The 17,991-nt window shown below is 72.8% G+C and carries 15 protein-coding genes; 7 read left to right on the top strand and 8 right to left on the bottom strand.

Going from position 1 to position 17,991, the window contains the following annotated elements; translation table 11 throughout:
• Nucleotides 1–52: 52 nt before the first annotated feature.
• The 3 genes from ACFWU3_RS04795 to ACFWU3_RS04785 all read left to right on the top strand — a co-directional run bounded on the left by ACFWU3_RS04795 (nt 53) and on the right by ACFWU3_RS04785 (nt 4,196).
• Entirely contained in the window at nt 53–1,072 is a 1,020-nt protein-coding gene (locus ACFWU3_RS04795) for an endonuclease/exonuclease/phosphatase family protein (protein WP_384431168.1), read from the top strand.
• A 98-nt stretch (nt 1,073–1,170) separates the two neighbouring features.
• Nucleotides 1,171–2,115: an NADP-dependent oxidoreductase gene (locus tag ACFWU3_RS04790; protein ID WP_384431165.1), complete on the top strand. Its 945-nt coding sequence runs from the start codon at nt 1,171–1,173 to the stop codon at nt 2,113–2,115.
• 119 nt (nt 2,116–2,234) lie between these two features.
• Nucleotides 2,235–4,196, top strand: coding sequence for an FUSC family protein (locus tag ACFWU3_RS04785; RefSeq protein ID WP_384431162.1), 1,962 nt, complete (start codon nt 2,235–2,237; stop codon nt 4,194–4,196).
• Between the two features lie 74 nt (nt 4,197–4,270).
• On the opposite strand, the gene ACFWU3_RS04780 is transcribed toward ACFWU3_RS04785, so the two are convergent.
• Together ACFWU3_RS04780 and ACFWU3_RS04775 are read right to left on the bottom strand one after the other, a co-directional pair.
• A complete protein-coding gene (locus ACFWU3_RS04780) occupies nt 4,271–4,654 on the bottom strand; it encodes an RNA-binding S4 domain-containing protein (RefSeq protein ID WP_327682215.1) in 384 nt (127 codons plus the stop codon).
• A gap of 10 nt (nt 4,655–4,664) precedes the next feature.
• The gene (locus tag ACFWU3_RS04775) at nt 4,665–5,243 is read right to left on the bottom strand and encodes an ABC transporter permease (protein WP_384431159.1); all 579 of its coding nucleotides are present in this window, start codon (nt 5,241–5,243) and stop codon (nt 4,665–4,667) included.
• A gap of 170 nt (nt 5,244–5,413) precedes the next feature.
• Between ACFWU3_RS04775 and ACFWU3_RS04770 the strand changes: the two genes are divergently transcribed.
• Nucleotides 5,414–6,886: an APC family permease gene (locus tag ACFWU3_RS04770; RefSeq protein WP_384431156.1), complete on the top strand. Its 1,473-nt coding sequence runs from the start codon at nt 5,414–5,416 to the stop codon at nt 6,884–6,886.
• A gap of 5 nt (nt 6,887–6,891) precedes the next feature.
• Nucleotides 6,892–7,860 (top strand): hypothetical protein, encoded by a 969-nt coding sequence (locus ACFWU3_RS04765; protein WP_384431153.1) that lies wholly within the window; start codon nt 6,892–6,894, stop codon nt 7,858–7,860.
• 21 nt (nt 7,861–7,881) lie between these two features.
• Here ACFWU3_RS04765 and ACFWU3_RS04760 read toward each other — a convergent pair whose 3' ends face one another.
• Nucleotides 7,882–9,933: a PhoX family protein gene (locus tag ACFWU3_RS04760; RefSeq protein WP_384431149.1), complete on the bottom strand. Its 2,052-nt coding sequence runs from the start codon at nt 9,931–9,933 to the stop codon at nt 7,882–7,884.
• 298 nt (nt 9,934–10,231) lie between these two features.
• On the opposite strand from ACFWU3_RS04760, the gene ACFWU3_RS04755 reads away from it, so the two are divergent.
• Entirely contained in the window at nt 10,232–12,094 is a 1,863-nt protein-coding gene (locus tag ACFWU3_RS04755) for a VWA domain-containing protein (RefSeq protein WP_384431147.1), read from the top strand.
• Here ACFWU3_RS04755 and ACFWU3_RS04750 read toward each other — a convergent pair.
• Nucleotides 12,091–13,224, bottom strand: a complete 1,134-nt coding sequence (locus ACFWU3_RS04750) for a sensor histidine kinase (protein ID WP_384431144.1) — start codon at nt 13,222–13,224, stop codon at nt 12,091–12,093. The two genes, ACFWU3_RS04755 and ACFWU3_RS04750, sit on opposite strands and share 4 nt — an antisense overlap.
• The gene (locus ACFWU3_RS04745) at nt 13,221–13,874 is read right to left on the bottom strand and encodes a response regulator transcription factor (RefSeq protein WP_384431141.1); all 654 of its coding nucleotides are present in this window, start codon (nt 13,872–13,874) and stop codon (nt 13,221–13,223) included. Before ACFWU3_RS04745 ends, ACFWU3_RS04750 begins: the two co-directional genes overlap by 4 nt.
• Before the next feature lie 146 nt (nt 13,875–14,020).
• Between ACFWU3_RS04745 and metG the strand changes: the two genes are divergently transcribed.
• On the top strand, nt 14,021–15,634 hold the full coding sequence (metG, locus tag ACFWU3_RS04740) for a methionine--tRNA ligase (RefSeq protein WP_384431138.1): 1,614 nt from the start codon (nt 14,021–14,023) through the stop codon (nt 15,632–15,634).
• A gap of 83 nt (nt 15,635–15,717) precedes the next feature.
• On the opposite strand, the gene ACFWU3_RS04735 is transcribed toward metG, so the two are convergent.
• Genes ACFWU3_RS04735 through ACFWU3_RS04725 form a run of 3 tightly spaced genes read right to left on the bottom strand, consistent with a single transcriptional unit; the run spans nt 15,718 to nt 17,832 of the window.
• Nucleotides 15,718–16,494 (bottom strand): L,D-transpeptidase family protein, encoded by a 777-nt coding sequence (locus ACFWU3_RS04735; protein WP_384431135.1) that lies wholly within the window; start codon nt 16,492–16,494, stop codon nt 15,718–15,720.
• Entirely contained in the window at nt 16,491–17,321 is an 831-nt protein-coding gene (locus ACFWU3_RS04730) for a hypothetical protein (protein ID WP_384431132.1), read from the bottom strand. The genes ACFWU3_RS04735 and ACFWU3_RS04730 overlap by 4 nt, the downstream gene beginning before the upstream one ends.
• Nucleotides 17,308–17,832, bottom strand: a complete 525-nt coding sequence (locus ACFWU3_RS04725; protein WP_384431130.1) for a SigE family RNA polymerase sigma factor — start codon at nt 17,830–17,832, stop codon at nt 17,308–17,310. Before ACFWU3_RS04725 ends, ACFWU3_RS04730 begins: the two co-directional genes overlap by 14 nt.
• Between the last annotated feature and the right edge of the window lie 159 nt (nt 17,833–17,991).

Below are 17,991 nucleotides of genomic sequence, written 5' to 3'. Positions count from 1 at the left end.
GACGTCGAAACGCACCCGCACACATCCGCACCCCCCGCGCCCGGAGGACGTCTTGAACAGCGCCACATCCACGGCAGCCCCTGCCGCCGCGCCGGGCCCCCCGCCGTACCCCGCGCGGCGCCGTCGTGCCGCCGGGTGGCTCGTGGTGCTCCTGCTCGTCCTGCCCACCGCCGCCGCGGCCTGCCGGCTCGCGGACACCGACGCCGTCACCCCCGTGCCCCAGCTGCTCGCCTTCCTGCCGTGGCTGCTGATTCCCGCGGGCGCGGCCCTGCTGCTCGCGGCGCTCGCCCGGCTGCGGGCCGCGACGGTCTGGGCGGTCGCCGTGCTCGCGGTCGTCGGGTGGTTCGTCAAGCCGTACGACACCGGGCTCACCGAGCGTCCGAAGGGGCCGGTCGTCGCCCGGCTCACCGTGCTCTCGTCGAACGTCGAGTACGGCAACGCCACCCCGGACCTGCTGGCCGCGATCCGGCGCGAGCAGCCCGACCTGGTCTTCGTCCAGGAGTGCGCCGCCCGCTGCTCGGACGCGCTCGCCGCGGAGGTCTCCACCGCCGACTACCCGTACCGCAACGTCGTCGAGGGCGAGTTGGCCTCCGGGTCGGCGATCCTGAGCAGGCTTCCGCTGAAGGCCGCCCCGGGGATCGAGAGCACCCTCGCCATGCCCGGGTCGGTGGCCCTCGCGGGTGAGCGGCAGATCCATGTGCAGCTCGCGCATCCGCTGCCGCCCGTGCCCGGCGGGGTGGACGACTGGCGCAGGGAGCTCGGCCGGCTGCGGGCGTACGCCGGCGGGGTGAAGGGCTCGTCGGCGATCGTGGCCGGGGACTTCAACGCGACGCAGGACCACTCCGCGTTCCGCCGCATCCTCGACGCGGGCGGGCTGCGTGACGGCGCCACCCTCGGCGGCGCCTCGCGGGCCCCGTCGTGGCCCGCGGCCGTGCCCGCCCCGCTCGGCGCACAGATCGACCATGTGCTGGTCAGCGAGGACTTCTCGGTCCGTGCGGCCCGCTTCCTGGACCTGGACGACACCGACCACCGTTCGCTGCTGGTCCGCCTGGAACTGCACGACGTGCGCTGACCGCCGCGCCGGGTGAGAGTGAAGGCGTCGTGGTGATCCTCCCCCGGACTCCGTCTGGGGGTATCCCCAGGGGGCCGTCCGTCGGGAGGTGTTTCCGGATGCGCGCTGTCGCGGTCAAGGCGTTCAAGGCCGAGCCCGAACTGATCCAGGTCCCCAAGCCGGACCCCGCCGAGGGCGAGGTGCTGGTGAAGGTCGAGTACGCGGCGCTCAATCCCGTCGACCGGCAGATCGCCGACGGCGCGTTCGACGGCCGGGCCGAACACGTCTTCCCGCTGGTCCTGGGCTGGGACTTCGCGGGCCGCATCGATGTCGTCGGTCCGGGCGACAGCCGGTTCGTGGTGGGTGACGCGGTCTTCGGCCAGGCGGCCCGGCCACCGGTCGGCACCGGCACGTTCGCCGAGTACGTCGCCATGCCGCAGGACGGGCCGATCGCGTTCGTCCCGGACGGGCTGTCGTTCCGTACGGCGGCACTGCTGCCGACGGCGGGCATGACCGCGGCGGAGACGCTGGCCGCCACCGGTGTGACGGCCGGCCGGTCGGTACTGGTCGTGGGCGCGGCGGGCGGGGTCGGCAGCATCCTCACCCAGCTGGCCGCCGCGCGTGAGGTGCGCGTCGTCGCGGCCGTGCGCGGCGACGGGGAGCGGCGGATGGCCGCACTGGGGGCGGACACCACGCTCGACACCACGGCCCGGGACCTCGCCGCGGCCGTGCGCGACCTCTTTCCCGACGGCGTCGACGCACTGATCGACCTCGTCTCGGACAGCCAGGCCGCCTTCGCGGCGAACGCGGCCCTCGTCCGCGCGAGCGGCACGGCCGTCACGACGCGCGGTGTCGCGGCCGGCGCGCGCCTCCCGGCCGGCGTCGAGGGCGTCGACTTCCTCCAGCGCCCGTCCACGAATCTGCTGGACACCCTGGCCGCGGCCGCCGCCGACGGCGAGCTCCAGGTCCCGCTGGGCGCCGAACTCCCCCTGGAACAGGCCCCGGACGCCCTGGTCCGGTCCGGCGGGGGCGGGGCGCGCGGCAGGACGGTCTTCACCCTCTGAGGCTCCGGGGGACCCGGTCCTGCGGAGCCGAGCAAGGGGCCTCCGGAGCCGAGCGAGGGCGCATCCGAAGCCGAGCGGGGTCCCCTCCGCAGCGGAGGGACTTGCTCCCGTACGCCTTCATGAGGCATGTCTTGACCATGGAGACCCGAGCGGGACGGCTGTCCCCACCCGAGTGGCTGCTCAACGGGCTGCGGCCGCAGTCCGCCCCCGTGCCCTGGGCGGCCGTGGCGCGGGCGGGGGTGGCACTCGCCACGCCCCTCGCCGTCGGACTCGCCCTGGGCAAGCCGGCGTACGGCGCTCTGGCGTCGATGGGCGCGCTGTCCGGTGTCATCGGCGACACCGCGTCCGCGTACCGCATGCGGATCTTCAACATCGCCGTCCCGCAGCTGTTCGGCGCGGTGGGCGTCACGCTCGGCACCCTGGTGTACGGGCGGGAGTGGCTCGCGGTGGCCGTGCTGACCCTGGTCGCGCTGGTCTCGGGAATGATCTCGTCGATCGGCGCCGTCGCCTCCGTCTCCGGGCTGCTGCTCCTGCTCAACGCGGTGGTGGGCGCGGGCCTGCCGATGCCCCGGCCGTGGTGGGTGGCGCCGCTGCTGCTGACGGTCGGCGGGCTGTTCGTGCTCGTCCTCACGCTGCTGGGCTGGCCGTTTCGCAGACGGCTGCCGGAGCGGGCCGCCGTCGCCGACACCTATCGCAGCGTCGCCGATCTGCTGGCGGCGGCGGGCACGGCGGAGTACGCGGACCGGCGCGAGGCCGTGACCGACTCCCTGAACACCTCCTACGACCTGATCCTCGCCCGCCGGGCCCGTGCCCACGGCCGGAGCCGTGCGATGGTGCGGCTGCTGGCCCAGCTCAACGTGCTCGTCCCGCTGGTGGAGGCGGCGGCCGCGGCCCATCTGCACGGCCGGGCGTCCCGGCGCCCGGAGATCGCGGAAGCGGTACGGGAGCTGGGGGACGCGGTCGCCGAGAGACGCAGCGACCCGCCCGAGCTGGTCCTGCCCGAGCCGCAGGGTCCGGCGGACCGGGCCGTCGAGGCCGCCCTGCGGCACGCCGCGGCCGTGGTGCACGAGTCCGACCCCGACCCGTACAACGTCGACGACCGGCTCGGACGGCCGGCGGAGCTGCGCATCCGTTTCCGGCGCGCGGCCCGCAGTGTGCTGCTGTCCGAACCGTCCTGGCGCTACGGGCTGCGGCTCGCGCTCTGCATCGGTCTCGCGCAGTCGCTGGTGGCGCTGGTGCCCGTGACCCGTTCGTACTGGGTCGCGCTCACCATCACCTTCGTGATGAAGCCGGACTTCGGGTCGGTCTTCTCGCGTGCGGTGCTGCGGGCGCTCGGCACGGCGGCGGGGCTGGTGGTCGCCGCGGCCGTGCTCTCCGAGGTGCCGCGCGGATGGTGGGACGTACCGGTGATCGTGGTGCTCGCCGCGCTGATCCCCGCGTTCTCCGCGAAGGGGTACGCCTTCCAGACCGCGGCCATCACGCCGGTCATCCTGCTGTTCTCGGACATCCTCAACCACCAGGGCTTCGGCCTGGTGGTGCCCCGGCTCGTGGACAGCCTCATCGGCTGCGGCATCGCGCTGGTGGCCGGCTATCTGCTGTGGCCGGAGAGCTGGCACACCCGTGTCGGCGACCGGCTGGCGGACGCGGTGGACGAGACGGCGCGGTATGTGGCGGGGGCGTTCGACGCGGCCGGTGACCGGGCGGAACGACTGCGGCAGCGCCGGCGGATCTACCGCGACCTGTCGGCCGTGCGGTCGGAGTTCCAGCGCGCGCTGACCGAACCGCCGCCGGCGGGGACGCGGGCTGCCGCCTGGTGGCCGCTGGTGGTGGCCGCCGAACGCATCGTGGACGCGACGACGGCGGCCCGGGTCCGCGTCGACCACGGCGCGAGCCCGCCGCCGCCCGCCGAGGTGACGGACGTGGTGCGGGAGCTGCGGGGCCTGGCCGAGGGCATTCGCAGCAGCGTGGTGCTGGTGGAGGTACGCACGGAGCTGAAGGGCGGCGAGGACGGCGTTCTGGCGCCGCTGCGCCAGGAGGTGATGGCGGCGAGGGCGATCGCGTCCCCGGCGCGGGGAACCTAGCGGCATGTCGTCGGGGAGCACCACGCCGGCCCGCCGCGCACCTGTCCCCCGTACGCCGACGGGACCCCGAAGCGCTACGGCTTCGGCAGACCGCCCTGAAGCCGTTCCAGTTCCCGGCGGTCCCGCTTCGTCGGGCGGCCGGCCCCGCGGTCGCGGATGGCCACCGGCGCCGTGAACTCCCGCGGCGGGGGCGGCGGGCTGTTGTCCACGTACGCCTGGACCGCCACCGGTGCGCCGACCCGCTTGCGCAGGATCGTGGAGACGACCACCACCCGCTCCCGGCCCGCGTGGAACAGCCGCAGCTGATCGCCCACGCGCAGGCCGTGCGCGGGCTTGACCCGCTCGCCGTTGACGCGGACGTGTCCCGCCTTGCAGGCCGCCGCCGCCTGGGAGCGGGTCTTCGTCAGCCGTACGGACCAGATCCAGACGTCGACCCGCACGGTCCCCTCAGCATCCATGCCCTCGACTCTACGACTCCTGCGCCGCCCGCACCGGCAGGATTTTCAACGCCTGCCAGGCGGGGACCGGGGTGGCCGACAGTGCCAGGACGACAGCCGCGCCCACGACCGTGGCGTAGATCCAGAGCGAGCCCGTCGGCAGTACCCGCCCGGCGGCGGCGTGCGCGAAGGGCACGAGCGTCGTCGCCGCGGCCAGGGTGCCGAGCAGGACGCCGATGACCGCCACCAGCAGTCCTTCGACCGTCAGCATCCTCATGACCTGCGCCTTCGTCGCGCCGGTCAGCCGTTGGAGCCCGAACTGGCGCCGCCGTGCCCCGGTCGCCGTGGCCAGGCTGTTGACCACCGAGATCGCCGTGTACGCGACGATCATGCCGACCAGCAGACAGTTGATCCACGCCTGGGTCCCGGTGTCCTCGGAGTGCGCGGCGATCAGCGCCTCCCGGTCGGCGACCGCCAGGCCAGGGGTGCGGTCGGCCAGCACGCGCAGCCCCGCGGTCATGTCCGCGCCCGGCTCGGCGCGTACCAGGATCTGCTGCGGCAGCCCGCCCGTGGTGTGCGGCGCGAGCAGTTCGGCGGACCGGCACCCCATGGCGTCACCATGCCTCGTGAGGGTGGGGGATGCCCCACCCCCGTCACCGCAGCGCGTCCGTCCGACTACGATGCGCTCGTCCTTCTTTCGCGGAGGTCTTCACTCCGGAGCGGGAACGTTTCTGACCTGTCGACACATGTCGTACGGCACAAGGGCCTTCGGAGAATCGCATGCGCAACCACTCCGGCAGAGGGCTTCGGCCCAACGCTCTCGGGACTCTCGACACCGTCGTGATGGCCGTGGCCGGCAGCGCACCGGCGTACTCGATCGCCGCCACCACCTCCGTCCTCGTCGCGACCGTCGGTCTCGCCGGCCCCGCGTCCCTGCTGTACTGCGCGATCCCGATGCTCGGCATCGTGCTCGCCTTCGGCCGGCTCGGCCGGATCGACGTCAACGCGGGCGCCAGCTACTCGTGGGTGGGCCGCACGCTCCACCCGTTCCTGGGCTTTCTGTCCGGCTGGGCGCTGGTGGTCTCCACGACGATCTTCATGGTCGCGGGCTCCCTGCCGGCCGGAGCGATGACGCTGTCGCTCGTCGACCCCGCGCTCGCGGAGAACAGACTCCTCGCCACGGCCGTCGGCGCGGCCTGGTTCCTGGCGATGCTGCTGGTCGTCCTCGGCGGGGCCCGGCTCACCGTGCGGGCCCAACTGCTGCTGTCCGGCGTGGAACTGGCGATCCTGGTGTTCTTCATCGCCGCCGCGCTGCTGCACAGCGGAGCCGCGGCCGCGTTCGACTGGTCGTGGCTGGGCTTCTCGCACTTCGACGGTCCGGCCGGCTTCGCCTCCGGGGCACTGATCGCCGCGTTCTACTACTGGGGCTGGGACGTCACCAGCAATCTCAGCGAGGAGACGCGCGACAGCCGCCGCACCGCCGGGCTCGCCGCGCTCATCGGCGTCGGCGTGGTCTTCCTCCTCTTCGAGGCGTTCACCATCGCCGTGAACGTCATCCTCACCGCCGAGGACATCCGGGCCGGCGGAGCGGGCGTACTGGCCGTGCTCGGTGACGCGATCTGGCCCGGCGCCGGCGGCAAACTGCTCGTCGTCGCCGTGCTGTTGTCGACCGTCGCCACCCTGGAGACCACACTGATCCAGGTGACGCGCTCGTTGTTCGCGATGGGCCGTGACCGCACCATGCCCGCCGCGCTGGGCACGGTCCACCGGAAGTGGAACACCCCGTGGGTCGCGGTCGCCGTCGTCGGGACGGTGGCGCTCGTGATGTTCGCCGCGTCGACGGCGCTCGGCTCGGTCGGCGACGTCCTCCAGGCGGCCGTCGCCGCGATCGGTGTGCAGATCGCCTTCTACTACGGGCTCGCCGGGATCGCCGCGGTCGTCGCCTACCGGGGCACCCTGCTCACGTCCGTACGCGACTTCGTGCTCGGCGGCGTCTGGCCGCTGCTCGGGGCACTGTTCATGCTGTGGGTGCTCGTCGAGGCGCTGGGCGAGCTGAGCGCGGCATCGGTCGCGATCGGTGTCGGCGGTCTCGCGGCCGGACTGGTGCCGATGATCCACTACTGGCGCCGGGGGAGTTCGTACTACCGCCCCGCCCGCCTCGACGCGACGCTCTCCCTGGCGGCGGATCAGGGCCGCACGGACTCCTCCCGCGACACCGACTACGCCAACAGGTCGCTGGCCACGGAGTTCTGAGGGACGTGCCGCAGCCTCCACGCCGTCGCTTCGCACCGGACTTCGACCCCGCCTTCGGAGACCGGGCGCTGGCCGGTGCCCTGCACGACATCGTCATCGGACGCTGGCAGGGGGTACGGGACCTGCTGCGGGACACGGGTGACAACTGGGCCCTGCGGACGCACCGGGTGCGGCTGCTGTCCCACGCGGCGGCCGGCCGGGCCGCCGTCGAGGCGTGGAGTGCCGCCGAGCCGCACAGCGCGGACGCGGCGGTGCTGCGGGCGGCGACCGAGGTCGTCCGCGTCTTCCACCGCGCGATCGAGGCGGGCCGGCGTACCGGCCTCGACCGGGCACGGCTCGACGCGGCGGTGCTGGCCTGTCTGGCCGCGGCCGACGCGCATCCGTCGGACCCCATGCCGTGGGTGTCGCTGCTGACGACCGCGCGGCTGTACGGCACCGGGGTCTCACGGCGTGAACTGCGGCGCTGGTTCGACGAGTTGCGCCGCCGCGACGCCGACAACATCGAGGGCCACACCCAGCTGCTGCGCTACTGGTCGGCGCGCTGGCACGGGACGCACGGCGCCATGTACGACTTCGCCAGGGACGTGGCGGGCGCGGCCCCGCCCGGATCACCGCTGCCGGTCCTGGTGCAGATCGCCCGGGTCGAGGAGTACCGCCATCTCACCGAGGACGCCACGGGCCGTGTGCCCGTGAAGGACTTCGGCCGCCACTGGCACCACGAGCTCGCGGTGGCCGAGGTGCGGCGCACCTGGGAGCGCTGGATACTCGCCCGGCCGCCGGGGCCCGCCGCCCCCGAGGAGGTCGGCGAACTCAACCACCTGGCGCACGCGGCCTGCTACGCCGGGATGCCCGAGGAGGCACGGCAGCTGTTCGCGCTGCTGGGCGGGCGGGCCGCGCGGGTGCCGTGGCAGTACACCGGTGACGCGGCCGAGGAGTTCACGAGGTGGCACGCACAGGTGCGCGCCACCTCGTGATCACACTGCCGGAGTCCCGGATCAGACGCCGATGTCTCCGCCGTCCTTGCGCCACACGGCCACGACCGACGGGCGGACGATCTTGCCCGGTCCGTCCGGCCACGCGCTCGCCGGCTTCTCGACCGACGCACCGTCGACCTCGCCCGGGTGCTGCACCGCGACGAGCACCCGGCGGTCCTGGATGAGGGGACCGCAGGTCTCGGCGCCGATCGGCACGGTCAGGAACTGCTTGAGCTCACCGCGGCGCTCGCCCTGGGTCGCGACGCCGAACAGGCCGTCGTGCGAGCCGAGCTGGTTGCCGTCCGTGGAGATCCACAGGTTGCCGTGCGGGTCGAAGGCCACGTTGTCCGGGCAGGAGATCGGGCTGACCTTGTTCTTCGGGAAGCCCGCGAAGTACGTGGCCGGGTCCTCCGGGTCGCCCGCTACCAGGAACAGCCGCCAGGCGAACCCGTCGCCCGCCGGGTCGTCCCAGTTCTCGGCGAGTTCCAGGATCTGGCCGTGCTTGTTGGCGTTGCGCGGGTTGGCCTCGTCGGCGCCCGCCTTGCCGGCCTTGCCGCGGTCGGTGTTGTTCGTCAGCGCGACGTAGACGCGGCCGGTGCGCGGGGACGGCTCGACGTCCTCGGGGCGGTCCATCTTGGTGGCGCCGACCTTGTCGCCCGCGAGACGGGTGAAGACGTACACCTCGTCGGCGGTCATGCCCTCGACGTGCGAGGTGTCGCCGGTGGCGAGCGGGATCCACTGGCCGCTGCCGTCGAACTCGCCGTCGTTCGGGAGCTTGCCGGTGCCGTCGATCTGCGACGCGGGGGAGTCCCCGGTCAGCTTGGCGACGTAGAGGGTTCCCTCGTCGAGCAGCGTGCGGTTGTGCTCGCGCGCGGCACGGGAGTTGCCCTTCTTCATCCGCTTCGACGAGACGAACTTGTAGAAGTAGTCGAAGCGCTCGTCGTCGCCCATGTAGACCACGGGGCGGCCGTCTGCGGTCAGCCGCGGCTGGGCGGCCTCGTGCTTGAAGCGGCCGAGCGCGGTGCGCTTGCGGGGCGTGAAGTCGGGGTCGTACGGGTCGAGCTCGACGACCCAGCCGAAGCGGTGGACCTCGTTCGGCTCCTGCTTGAGGTCGAAGCGCTTGTCGAACCGCTCCCACTTGCGCTCGGTGGCGGCGGTGCCGACGCCGTAGCGCTTGTCGGTGTCGCTGGAGCCGTTGGCGAAGTACTGGTTGAAGTTCTCCTCGCCGTGCAGCGTGGTGCCCCACGGGGTGGTGCCGCCTGCGCAGTTGTTGAGCGTGCCCAGCACCTTGGTGCCCGAGGGGTCCACCGACGTCTTCAGCAGCGCGCTGCCCGCGGCCGGTCCGGTGACCTTGAACTCGCTGGTGGTGTGCAGGCGGCGGTTGAGGTGGTGCCGGGTGACGGGGGTGAGGCGGCCCGACGTCCGCTCGCCCTCGACGACGACGACCGACAGACCGTGCGCGGCCCAGGCGATCTCGACCTGTTCGCGGGTCGGGTTGGCCGGGTCGTAGCCGCGGAACATCAGGATCTCGTCGGTGTACTCGTGGTTCGCGACGAGGATCTGACGGTTGCGCTCGTCCAGGGGGAGCAGGCTCAGGAAGTCGTTGTTGTAACCGAACTGCCCGGCCTGCGCCTTGGCGGTCTGCTTGTCCGGGTTGAAGGCGGGGGCGCCGCGGAGGATCGGCTCACCCCACCGGATGACGACGTTCTGGGAGTGGCCGGCCGGGACGGTGACCTTGTCGTCCTTGTTGGGGGCGACCGGGGCGAAGCGCAGACCGCGCGCGCCGTCGGGCCTGCCGCCGGTGCCCGGGGTACCGGCGGGCGCTGCGGAAGCCTGGTCGTCGAGCCCGATGACGGCACCGGTACCAGCGGCAGCGGCGACCGTCACCACGGCGGCGGCACGCATCATGGATCGTCTCGACAGGGCGCTCGCTATGACGTCGCCGACGTACTCGTTGTCGCTGGTGTTCGGCACTTCGTGGAAACAGGCGTCGCCGCAGCGGTAGCGGCAGGTGAGGGCGGAACGTCCGCCGGCGTGCGGCTTGGTGGTCAACAACGGCAGCAGTTTGCGCACTTCGTCCTCCTACGGCGCACCCCGCGCCGACAGCGTGTCGGAAAAAGATCCGGCTGCGACATTAGGGGCGGTCATGTGCAAGGTGGCAGCTACGAGGTGAACGATGGATGAATCCGGGGCTGCTTGTGCGGGCGGACGGGCGTTCGCCAACGGCCCGGCGCCGGGTCCCCCGCCCCTGCCGGGCTCCCGGCGGGACGGCGGCTAACCTTACGTGTCCGCCCTGGCCAGGACACACCTTGGACACCCCGGCCCATGTGCGGACATTCATCGCACTCAACTCATGCGAAAGGCCTCGCACATGGGCATTCGGAGCTTGCTGCGCAAGGTATTCGGTCGCGACCGGTCGGAGCCCACCGAGTCGACGGCAGCATCCGTCCCGCCCCAGTCGGAACGCACGGAGACCGCCACGACGACCGCGCCGTCATCGGCGACGGTGCCGGCCCCGACTCCGGCGGACAGAGCGGCGGACCTGGTCTCGGCGGCGTTCGACAAGGCGGCCCCCAAGGGCCGGAAGAAGTCGGTCCCGCAACAGGCGAGGACGGAACCGGAGCCGGCGTCGGCGAAGCCGGAGTCCGCGGCGCCCGCGTCCGAGGCCGACGCGGCCCCGGCGCCTGCGGAGTCGGCGAAGACGGAGGAGCCTGCGGCGTCCGCGGCCGCGCCCGTTGAGGCCGAGACCCCGGCGAAGCCGGAAGCCGCCGAAGAGGCCGCCACCGCGAAGTCGGAGGCACCCGAGGCGAAGCCGGAAGCACCCGCGGCCGAGCCCGCCGTCGAGCCCGCCGCCGAGCCGAAGGCCGAGAAGCCCCAGGCCCCCGCCGCGTCGGCCGCCACCAAGGCCGAGGCGAAGCCGAAGGCCGACGCCCCGGCGAAGAAGGCAGCCGCCGAAGAGGCCGCCGCCACCGCGAAGTCGGAGGCACCCGCCGAGCCCGAGGCCGAGAAGGCTCCGGCCGCCGCCACGTCGGCCGCCACCAAGGCCGAGGCGAAGCCGAAGGCCAAGGCTCCCGCGAAGTCGGAGGCCCCCGAGGCGAAGCCGGAAACTCCCCCGGCCGAGCCCGCCGCCGAGCCGAAGGCCGAGAAGCCCCAGGCCCCCGCCACGTCGGCCGCCACCAAGGCCGAGGCGAAGCCGAAGGCCGACGCCCCGGCGAAGAAGGAAGCCGCCGAAGTGCCCGCCGCCACCGCGAAGTCGGAGGCACCCGCCGAGCCCGAGGCCGAGAAGGCTCCGGCCACCGCCGCGGGCACGGCCGAGCAGCCCGCCGCCGAGGCGAAGGTGGAGACCCCCGCGGCCACGCCCCGGAAGGCCGCCGCCAAGAAGGCCCCGGCGAAGAAGGCTCCGGCCAAGAAGGCCCCGGCCAAGACCGCTGCCGCTCCCGCCACGGTGGAGGCCGACGCCGGCGACAAGCCCGCCGCCAAGGCGGCCACCAAGGCCGCCGCCACCAAGGCCGCCGCGACCAAGAAGTCCGCCCCCGCCAAGCGCGCCACCACCAAGGCCACCTCGGCGCCCGAGCCCGCCGCCCCCGCGCCGGCCGAGACGACTGCCGGTGCCACCGCCTCCCTCGGTGCCCGTCGCGACGCCGCCCGCGCCGCCCTCGCCGACGCCGGACTCTCCTCCGCCCGTGCCCGCGTCTATCTCGTCCTCGACCGGTCCGGTTCCATGCGGCCGTACTTCAAGGACGGCAGCGCCCAGCACCTCGGTGAGCAGGCTCTCGCTCTCGCCGCCGAGTTGGACGCGGACGCGGGCGTCGGGGTCGTGTTCTTCTCGACCGAGATCGACGGGACCGGGGAGCTCACCCTCGACTCGTACGAGGGCCGTATCGACGAACTGCACGACTCCCTCGGGCGCATGGGGCGGACCAACTACCACCTCGCCGTCGAGGAGGTGCTCGCCCTGCACGCCAAGGCCGGTACCGACGCCCCCGCGTTCGTGATCTTCCAGACGGACGGCGCTCCCGAGTCCAAGACGGCCGCCACCGACGCGCTGGCCGCGGCGGCCGGCAAGAAGGTGTTCTGGCAGTTCGTCGCCTTCGGCGAGCACGACGCGAAGGCGTTCGACTACCTCCGCAAGCTGTCCGTCGACAACGCCGGGTTCTTCCACGCGGGCCCGGCCCCGCGCGACCTGTCGGACGCCGAGGTGTTCGGCGGACTGCTGAAGACCTGGAAGCCCTAGCGGGCCCTGCCAGGCAGCGTCACGGTGACGGCCAGCCCGCCCTCGGGCCCGGGCTCGGCCGTCACCGTGCCGCCGTGCGCCTGCGCGATCGTGCGGACGATCGAGAGACCGAGGCCCGCCCCGGGCCCCATCCGGTCCCGCCCCTCACCTCGCCGGAACGGCTCGAACAGCGCCGCGATCTCCTCCGCGGGGACGACCGGACCGGTGTTGACGACGGTGAACACACCGCCGGACACCGCGACATCCACCGTACCGTCCGGGATGTTGTGGTCGACCGCGTTCGCCACCAGATTGCGCACCAGCTGCGCCAGCAGCAGCCGGTTGCCGCGCACCACCGCGCCCCGCGCCACCCGCGCCGTCACGTCGTGGCGCGCGGCCTCCTCCACGACGACCTCGCCGAGGTCGACGTCCTCGCGTTCCGCCAGTCCCCGTTCGCTGCGCGCCAGGACCAGCAGACCCTCGATGAGGCGTTCGCTGCGCCGGTTGCTGTCGAGCAACACCCGCTTGGTCGCGGCCAGTTCCTCCGGGGTGGCGCCCGCGTCCAGGCCCACCTGGATCGCGGTGCGCTGGGTGGCCAGCGGCGTACGCAGCTCGTGCGAGGCGTTCGCGATGAACCGCCGCTGACTGTCGAACGCCTTCTCCAGCCGGGCCAGCAGTGAGTCCAGCGTGTCGCCGAGCTCCTTGAGCTCGTCGTCGGGGCCGCTCGCGCCGATCCTTCCCCAGCCCCCGCCCGGCGGGACCTCCGGCAGCGCCCGCTCCGAGAGGGTCCGTGCCTTCGCCGTCATGGCGTGCACGGGCCGCAGCACCCGCCCGGCGGTCCACCACCCCACCACGACCGCGCAGAGCGCCGTCGCCAGCAGGGCGAACACCGACCAGATCAGCATCTGCCGCCCCGCCTCGGCCTGGACGCTCCCGGTCAGCTGCACCACGGTCGCGCCCCGCACGTCCCGCACCGGCAGTTCCGGCAGGGCGCGCGCCCTGATGGCGGTCACCTTGTCATCCGTACCGGCGCGCGAGAGGACGTTGACGATGCCGAGCAGACAGGCGCCGAGGACCAGGAAGACGCCTCCGTAGACGAGGGCGATCCGGGTCCGGATCGTCGAGCCGGGCCCCAGTCCGTCGCGGCTCACAGGGCGTACCCCACACCCTGGGCCGTACGGATCAGCGCGGGCTCCCCCAGCTTCGACCGCAGCTTGCTCATACAGACCCGGACCGCGCCGGTGAAGGGATCGGCGTGCGCGTCCCACGCCCGCTCCAGCAGTTCCTCCGCCGAGACCGGCGCCCCGTCCGCCTCCAGCAGGATCTGGAGCACCGAGAACTCCTTCGGGGAGAGGTCCAGCTCCCGGCCGTCGCGCTCGGCCGTGCGCCGGACCGTGTCCAGCCGGACGCCCTGGCGCTCCAGCAGCGGCGGCACCGGCCGTGCGCTGCGCCGGCGCAGCGCACGGACCCGGGAGACCAGCTCGGGGAACTCGAAGGGCTTGCCCAGATAGTCGTCCGCCCCGAGGTCGAGCCCCTCCACCCGGTCCTCCACGGACGAGGCGGCGGTCAGCATCAGGATGCGGGTGCGGGCGGCGGAGGCGACCAGTTCGCGGGCCACCTCGTCGCCGTGCACCCGCGGCAGGTCGCGGTCGAGGACGACGACGTCGTAGTCGTGCAGTCCGAGGTGGGCGAGGGCCGCGTCCCCGGTGTGGACGGTGTCGACGGCGAATCCGGCCCGCCGCAGCCCCGTGGCGACCAGTTCTGCCAGAACCTGTTCGTCCTCGGCGACCAGTACCCGCATGTTGTCCTCCCCCTGCACAGTCCGCGCCGCCTCTCCCCCCAGGATGCGTCTTTTTACGGCACAGGATGTTTCGCTGACGTCTCCGTGCCGGTGGCCGGGGTTTATCGGGGTGAGGTGACCTTCCGGGGGCCGTTAGGATTTCGACCATGGCGGCCACTGGATCCGAGAAGCAGGGGGCGAAGGCGTACTACGTCACGACCCCCATCTACTACGTCAACGACGCTCCTCACCTGGGCCACGCCTATACGACCGTCGCAGGCGACGTGCTCACCCGCTGGCACCGCCAGCGCGGTGAGAAGGTGTGGTACCTCACCGGCACGGACGAGCACGGTCAGAAGATCATGCGCACTGCCGAGGCGAACGGCGTCACGCCCCAGGAGTGGTGCGACAAGCTCGTGGAAGAGGCCTGGAAGCCTCTCTGGGAGCACCTGAACATCGCGAACGACGACTTCATCCGGACGACGGAGAAGCGGCACACGGACCGTGTGCAGGAGTTCGTGCAGGACCTGTACGACAAGGGCGAGATCTACAAGGGCGGCTACGAGGGCCCGTACTGCGTGGGCTGCGAGGAGTACAAGCTCCCCGGCGACCTGATCGACGGCGAGGGCGAGTTCGCCGGGCAGAAGCTCTGCTCGATCCACAAGACGCCGGTGGAACTCCTCAAGGAGGAGAACTACTTCTTCAAGCTCAGCGAGTACGGTCCGAAGCTGCTGGAGCTCTACGAGGCCGACCCCGGCTTCATCCAGCCCGAGTCGGCCCGCAACGAAGTCATGAACTTCGTCAAGCAGGGCCTCCAGGACCTGTCGATCTCCCGGTCGACGTTCGACTGGGGCGTGAAGGTGCCGTGGGACGACAAGCACGTGATCTACGTGTGGATCGACGCGCTCCTCAACTACGCGACCGCGGTCGGCTACAACGAGAACCCGGCGAAGTTCGAGGAGACCTTCCCGGCGAACGTGCACCTGGTCGGCAAGGACATCCTGCGGTTCCACGCGATCATCTGGCCCGCGATGCTGATGGCGAACGGCCTGCCGGTGCCCGGCAAGGTCGCGGCCAACGGCTGGCTGATGGTCGGCGGCGAGAAGATGTCGAAGTCGAACCTGACCGGCATCAAGCCGCAGGACCTGACCTCGCACTTCGGCGTGGACGCGTACCGCTGGTACTTCCTGCGCGCGATCGCGTTCGGCCAGGACGGCTCGTTCTCCTGGGAGGACTTCACCGCCCGGTACACCAGCGAGCTCGCCAACGACTACGGCAACCTCGCGTCCCGTGTCGCGGCGATGGTCGGCAAGTACTTCGGCGGCACGCTGCCGGAGGCCACGGCGTCCGGCGAGGCCGAGAAGGCGGTCCAGGAGGGTCTGGCCCGTGCGGTCGCCGAGGCCGACCGCAAGATCGGCGACGAGCTGGACTTCCAGGGCGGCATCCTGTCGGTCTTCGAGTTCGTGAAGCAGGTCAACGGCTACATCACCGAGCAGGAGCCCTGGAAGGTCGCCAAGGACACCTCGCCCGAGGGCCAGGCACGTCTCGCGACGATCCTCTACACGGCGGCGGAGTCGCTGCGCGCGGTCGCCGTCCTGCTGAACCCGGTCATGCCTCAGACGTCGCAGGCGCTGTGGGACTCCCTGGGCGCGGAGCCCGGTCTCGGCGCTCTGGCGGACCAGCGTGTCCAGCAGGCGGGCGAGTGGGGCGGGCTGCCGGTCGGCGCGACGGTCACCAAGGGCGCGGTGCTGTTCCCGCGCCTGGAGGAGAAGCCGGCGTAACGCCGTCGCGCACCTCGACACCGCTGAGCCCCGGCACCGCCGGGGCTCAGCGCGTTCCGTCCCCTCCCACGGGTCCCACGGGTTCAGCGGGCCAGGGATTCGGCGGGTCCCATCACCACGACCGGCCGCCGGTCGGGGTCGAGCTTCTTCAGGAGCTCCTTCATCCGTCCGCGCGGAAGCGACACACACCCCTGTGTCGCGCCTCCGTGGTCCACGTGGATCCAGATCCCGCCGCCCTTGGACGAGCCGAGCGGCCGGGTCCAGTCCAGCGGGGTCGTGCCGGGCTTGCGGTTGTAGTTGATCGCCACCACATAGTCGAACGCCCCGGTCAGCGGCTCACCGTCGAAGTTCGTGCCGCGCGCGGTGAACCCCGGCCCCCGGTCGTAGGGCAGCGCCGTGCCCGGGTCCGGCAGCCGGCCGCCCGCGTCCGTGAGGCCGAAGACGCCGATCGGTGACCGCAGATCGTTCTGGCGGTGGTCCTCCGTCCAGCCGCGCAGCGCGTTGTGTGCCGGCCAGGGACCGGCGACGGCCTGCCAGCCTCGGGCGTCGTCACGCTCGTAGAGGGTGGCGACGGCACGGTTGGCGTCGCGGGCGCCGCCGGTGACCACGAGTGCCTGGCGGGACGCCGTGCCGATCCGGGCGCGGGTCGACGGTCCGATGCCGGGTATCTCCTTCGGCCGTGCGCTCAACGGCTCGGCCACCCCCGCTCGGCCGCCCTTGGTGTCGGTGACGGCGGAGGCGTCCGCGGAAGGAGGCGCCCCCGCGGTGACGCCCGCACCACAGCCGGTGAGCACCAGAGAGGCCGCGAGCGCCACTGCCGGGATCACTCCGGTCCGCAGGGGCATGTACGGGCCTTTCATTCCGGGATCTTCGGCTGCTGTGTCGCGGGCAGGGTGCCGAAGGGCGTCGGTGTGGGCGCGGGGGAGGCCGTCACGCCGCCGAACCGCATGCCGGCCACGATGCGCCGGGCTTCGTCCACCGTTCCCCGGGGTGTGCCGGTGGCGACGCAGAGGGTGACCAGAAGCCCTGCGTCGGGGTCCGGTACGCCGCCGACCAGTGTGCTGTAGGACGTCCGACCGCCGATCTTGCGGCAGGCGGGCGTCACGGTGACCGTGTCGTACAGCTCCGCCGGCTGTCTGGCCTTGGTCCCGAAGCCGGCGCCGCGCTCCATCGTCAGGGTAAGCAACACACCGCCGGGCCGCAGAACCTCCAGCGGCAGGCAGCCCCGGACGGCCTTGTCCGGGCAGGCCCGGCCGACCGCGCCGGGCAACTGGTTGCCGGCGAAGCCCTGCGCCGCCGACTTGAACTCGGGCGTCTCCGGAACCGCCAGCGCCCGCCACCGCTCGGGAAGCCGCAGGGTCAGCGCGGAGAGCTCGGGAAAGGTCACGGCGGTCTCCGGCGCCGCCTTCTGCGCCGCCCTCCCCGAAGGCATCGGTGCGGCGGGGGTCACCTGCCGGGTGCCGTCGTCGCGCAGGAGATCCGGCGCCAGCGTCCCGGCGAGCACGACAGCGGTGACGGCGACCGCGGTGGCGCCCCCGGTCCGGCGCATGCGCCGGCGGCGGGCCATGCGTTCGCGTACCTGCTGGAGCCGTCCCTCGGGGGCGGGCAGCTTGGGTGTCGCGCGCTCCAGCAGGACGCGGAGCTCCTGCTCGGCGTACTCGCTCTGGTCGCCCTCACGGTCGGGCACGACGCTCACCGCCTTCCACGACGGCCGCGGGCAGCAGCGCCCGCAGGGTGCGCAGGGCCTTCGCGGACTGGCTCTTGACGGTGCCCGGGGCGCAGCCGAGCGTGGCCGCGGTCTCCTCGACGCTCAGATCCTCGAAGTAGCGCAGGACCACCACCGCCCGCTGACGCACCGGCAGCAGGCGTACGGCCGCGGCGAGCGACTGCTCCAGGTCGACCCCGGCGTACGCGTCCCACTGCGCGGCCGTGTCGGGGAGCACCCCGTGCGGCACCTCGCCCCGCCAGCGCCGGCGCCACCAGGAGGCATGGGTGTGCACCAGCGCCTTGCGTATGTACGCCTCCGGATGGTCCGCCGCGATTCTGTGCCAGCGCGGCCACACCTTGGCCAGCACGGTCTGCAACAGGTCCTCGGCGAGATGGGCGTCGCCGGTCAGCAGCCAGGCCATGCGCAGCAGTCGCGGGCCGCGGGCGGCGACGAACTCCTCGAAGTCGCCGTCGTCGCTCTCGGAGCCCATCGCACCGCCACCGTCCTTGCGTTCGGTCGTCCACGTCAGATGAACGCGCCGGGGTGCCGATCGGGTTGCCCGGCAGTGCCGCTCGTCGGAACGCCCTGCGAGCAGTGCGCCCCGCCGTGTCCGGCGGTGCCGGCGACGGCGAAGGCCCCGCCCCGATTC

This window comes from Streptomyces sp. NPDC058685 (genome assembly GCF_042714725.1).
In the GTDB taxonomy this organism is placed as follows: Bacteria; Actinomycetota; Actinomycetes; order Streptomycetales; family Streptomycetaceae; genus Streptomyces.
Note: the sequence above shows the minus strand (reverse complement) of the source record. Positions and strands in the feature narration are given on the sequence as shown.

Excerpts from the sequence above, each read along its gene's own strand:
- metG (WP_384431138.1), top strand. The coding sequence starts at position 14,021 with ATGGCGGCCACTGGATCCGAGAAGCAGGGGGCGAAGGCGTACTACGTC.
- ACFWU3_RS04770 (WP_384431156.1), top strand. The coding sequence starts at position 5,414 with ATGCGCAACCACTCCGGCAGAGGGCTTCGGCCCAACGCTCTCGGGACT.
- ACFWU3_RS04725 (WP_384431130.1), bottom strand. The coding sequence starts at position 17,832 with ATGGGCTCCGAGAGCGACGACGGCGACTTCGAGGAGTTCGTCGCCGCC.
- ACFWU3_RS04785 (WP_384431162.1), top strand. The coding sequence starts at position 2,235 with ATGAGGCATGTCTTGACCATGGAGACCCGAGCGGGACGGCTGTCCCCA.
- ACFWU3_RS04790 (WP_384431165.1), top strand. The coding sequence starts at position 1,171 with ATGCGCGCTGTCGCGGTCAAGGCGTTCAAGGCCGAGCCCGAACTGATC.
- ACFWU3_RS04745 (WP_384431141.1), bottom strand. The coding sequence starts at position 13,874 with ATGCGGGTACTGGTCGCCGAGGACGAACAGGTTCTGGCAGAACTGGTC.
- ACFWU3_RS04755 (WP_384431147.1), top strand. The coding sequence starts at position 10,232 with ATGGGCATTCGGAGCTTGCTGCGCAAGGTATTCGGTCGCGACCGGTCG.
- ACFWU3_RS04735 (WP_384431135.1), bottom strand. The coding sequence starts at position 16,494 with ATGAAAGGCCCGTACATGCCCCTGCGGACCGGAGTGATCCCGGCAGTG.
- ACFWU3_RS04775 (WP_384431159.1), bottom strand. The coding sequence starts at position 5,243 with ATGGGGTGCCGGTCCGCCGAACTGCTCGCGCCGCACACCACGGGCGGG.
- ACFWU3_RS04780 (WP_327682215.1), bottom strand. The coding sequence starts at position 4,654 with ATGGATGCTGAGGGGACCGTGCGGGTCGACGTCTGGATCTGGTCCGTA.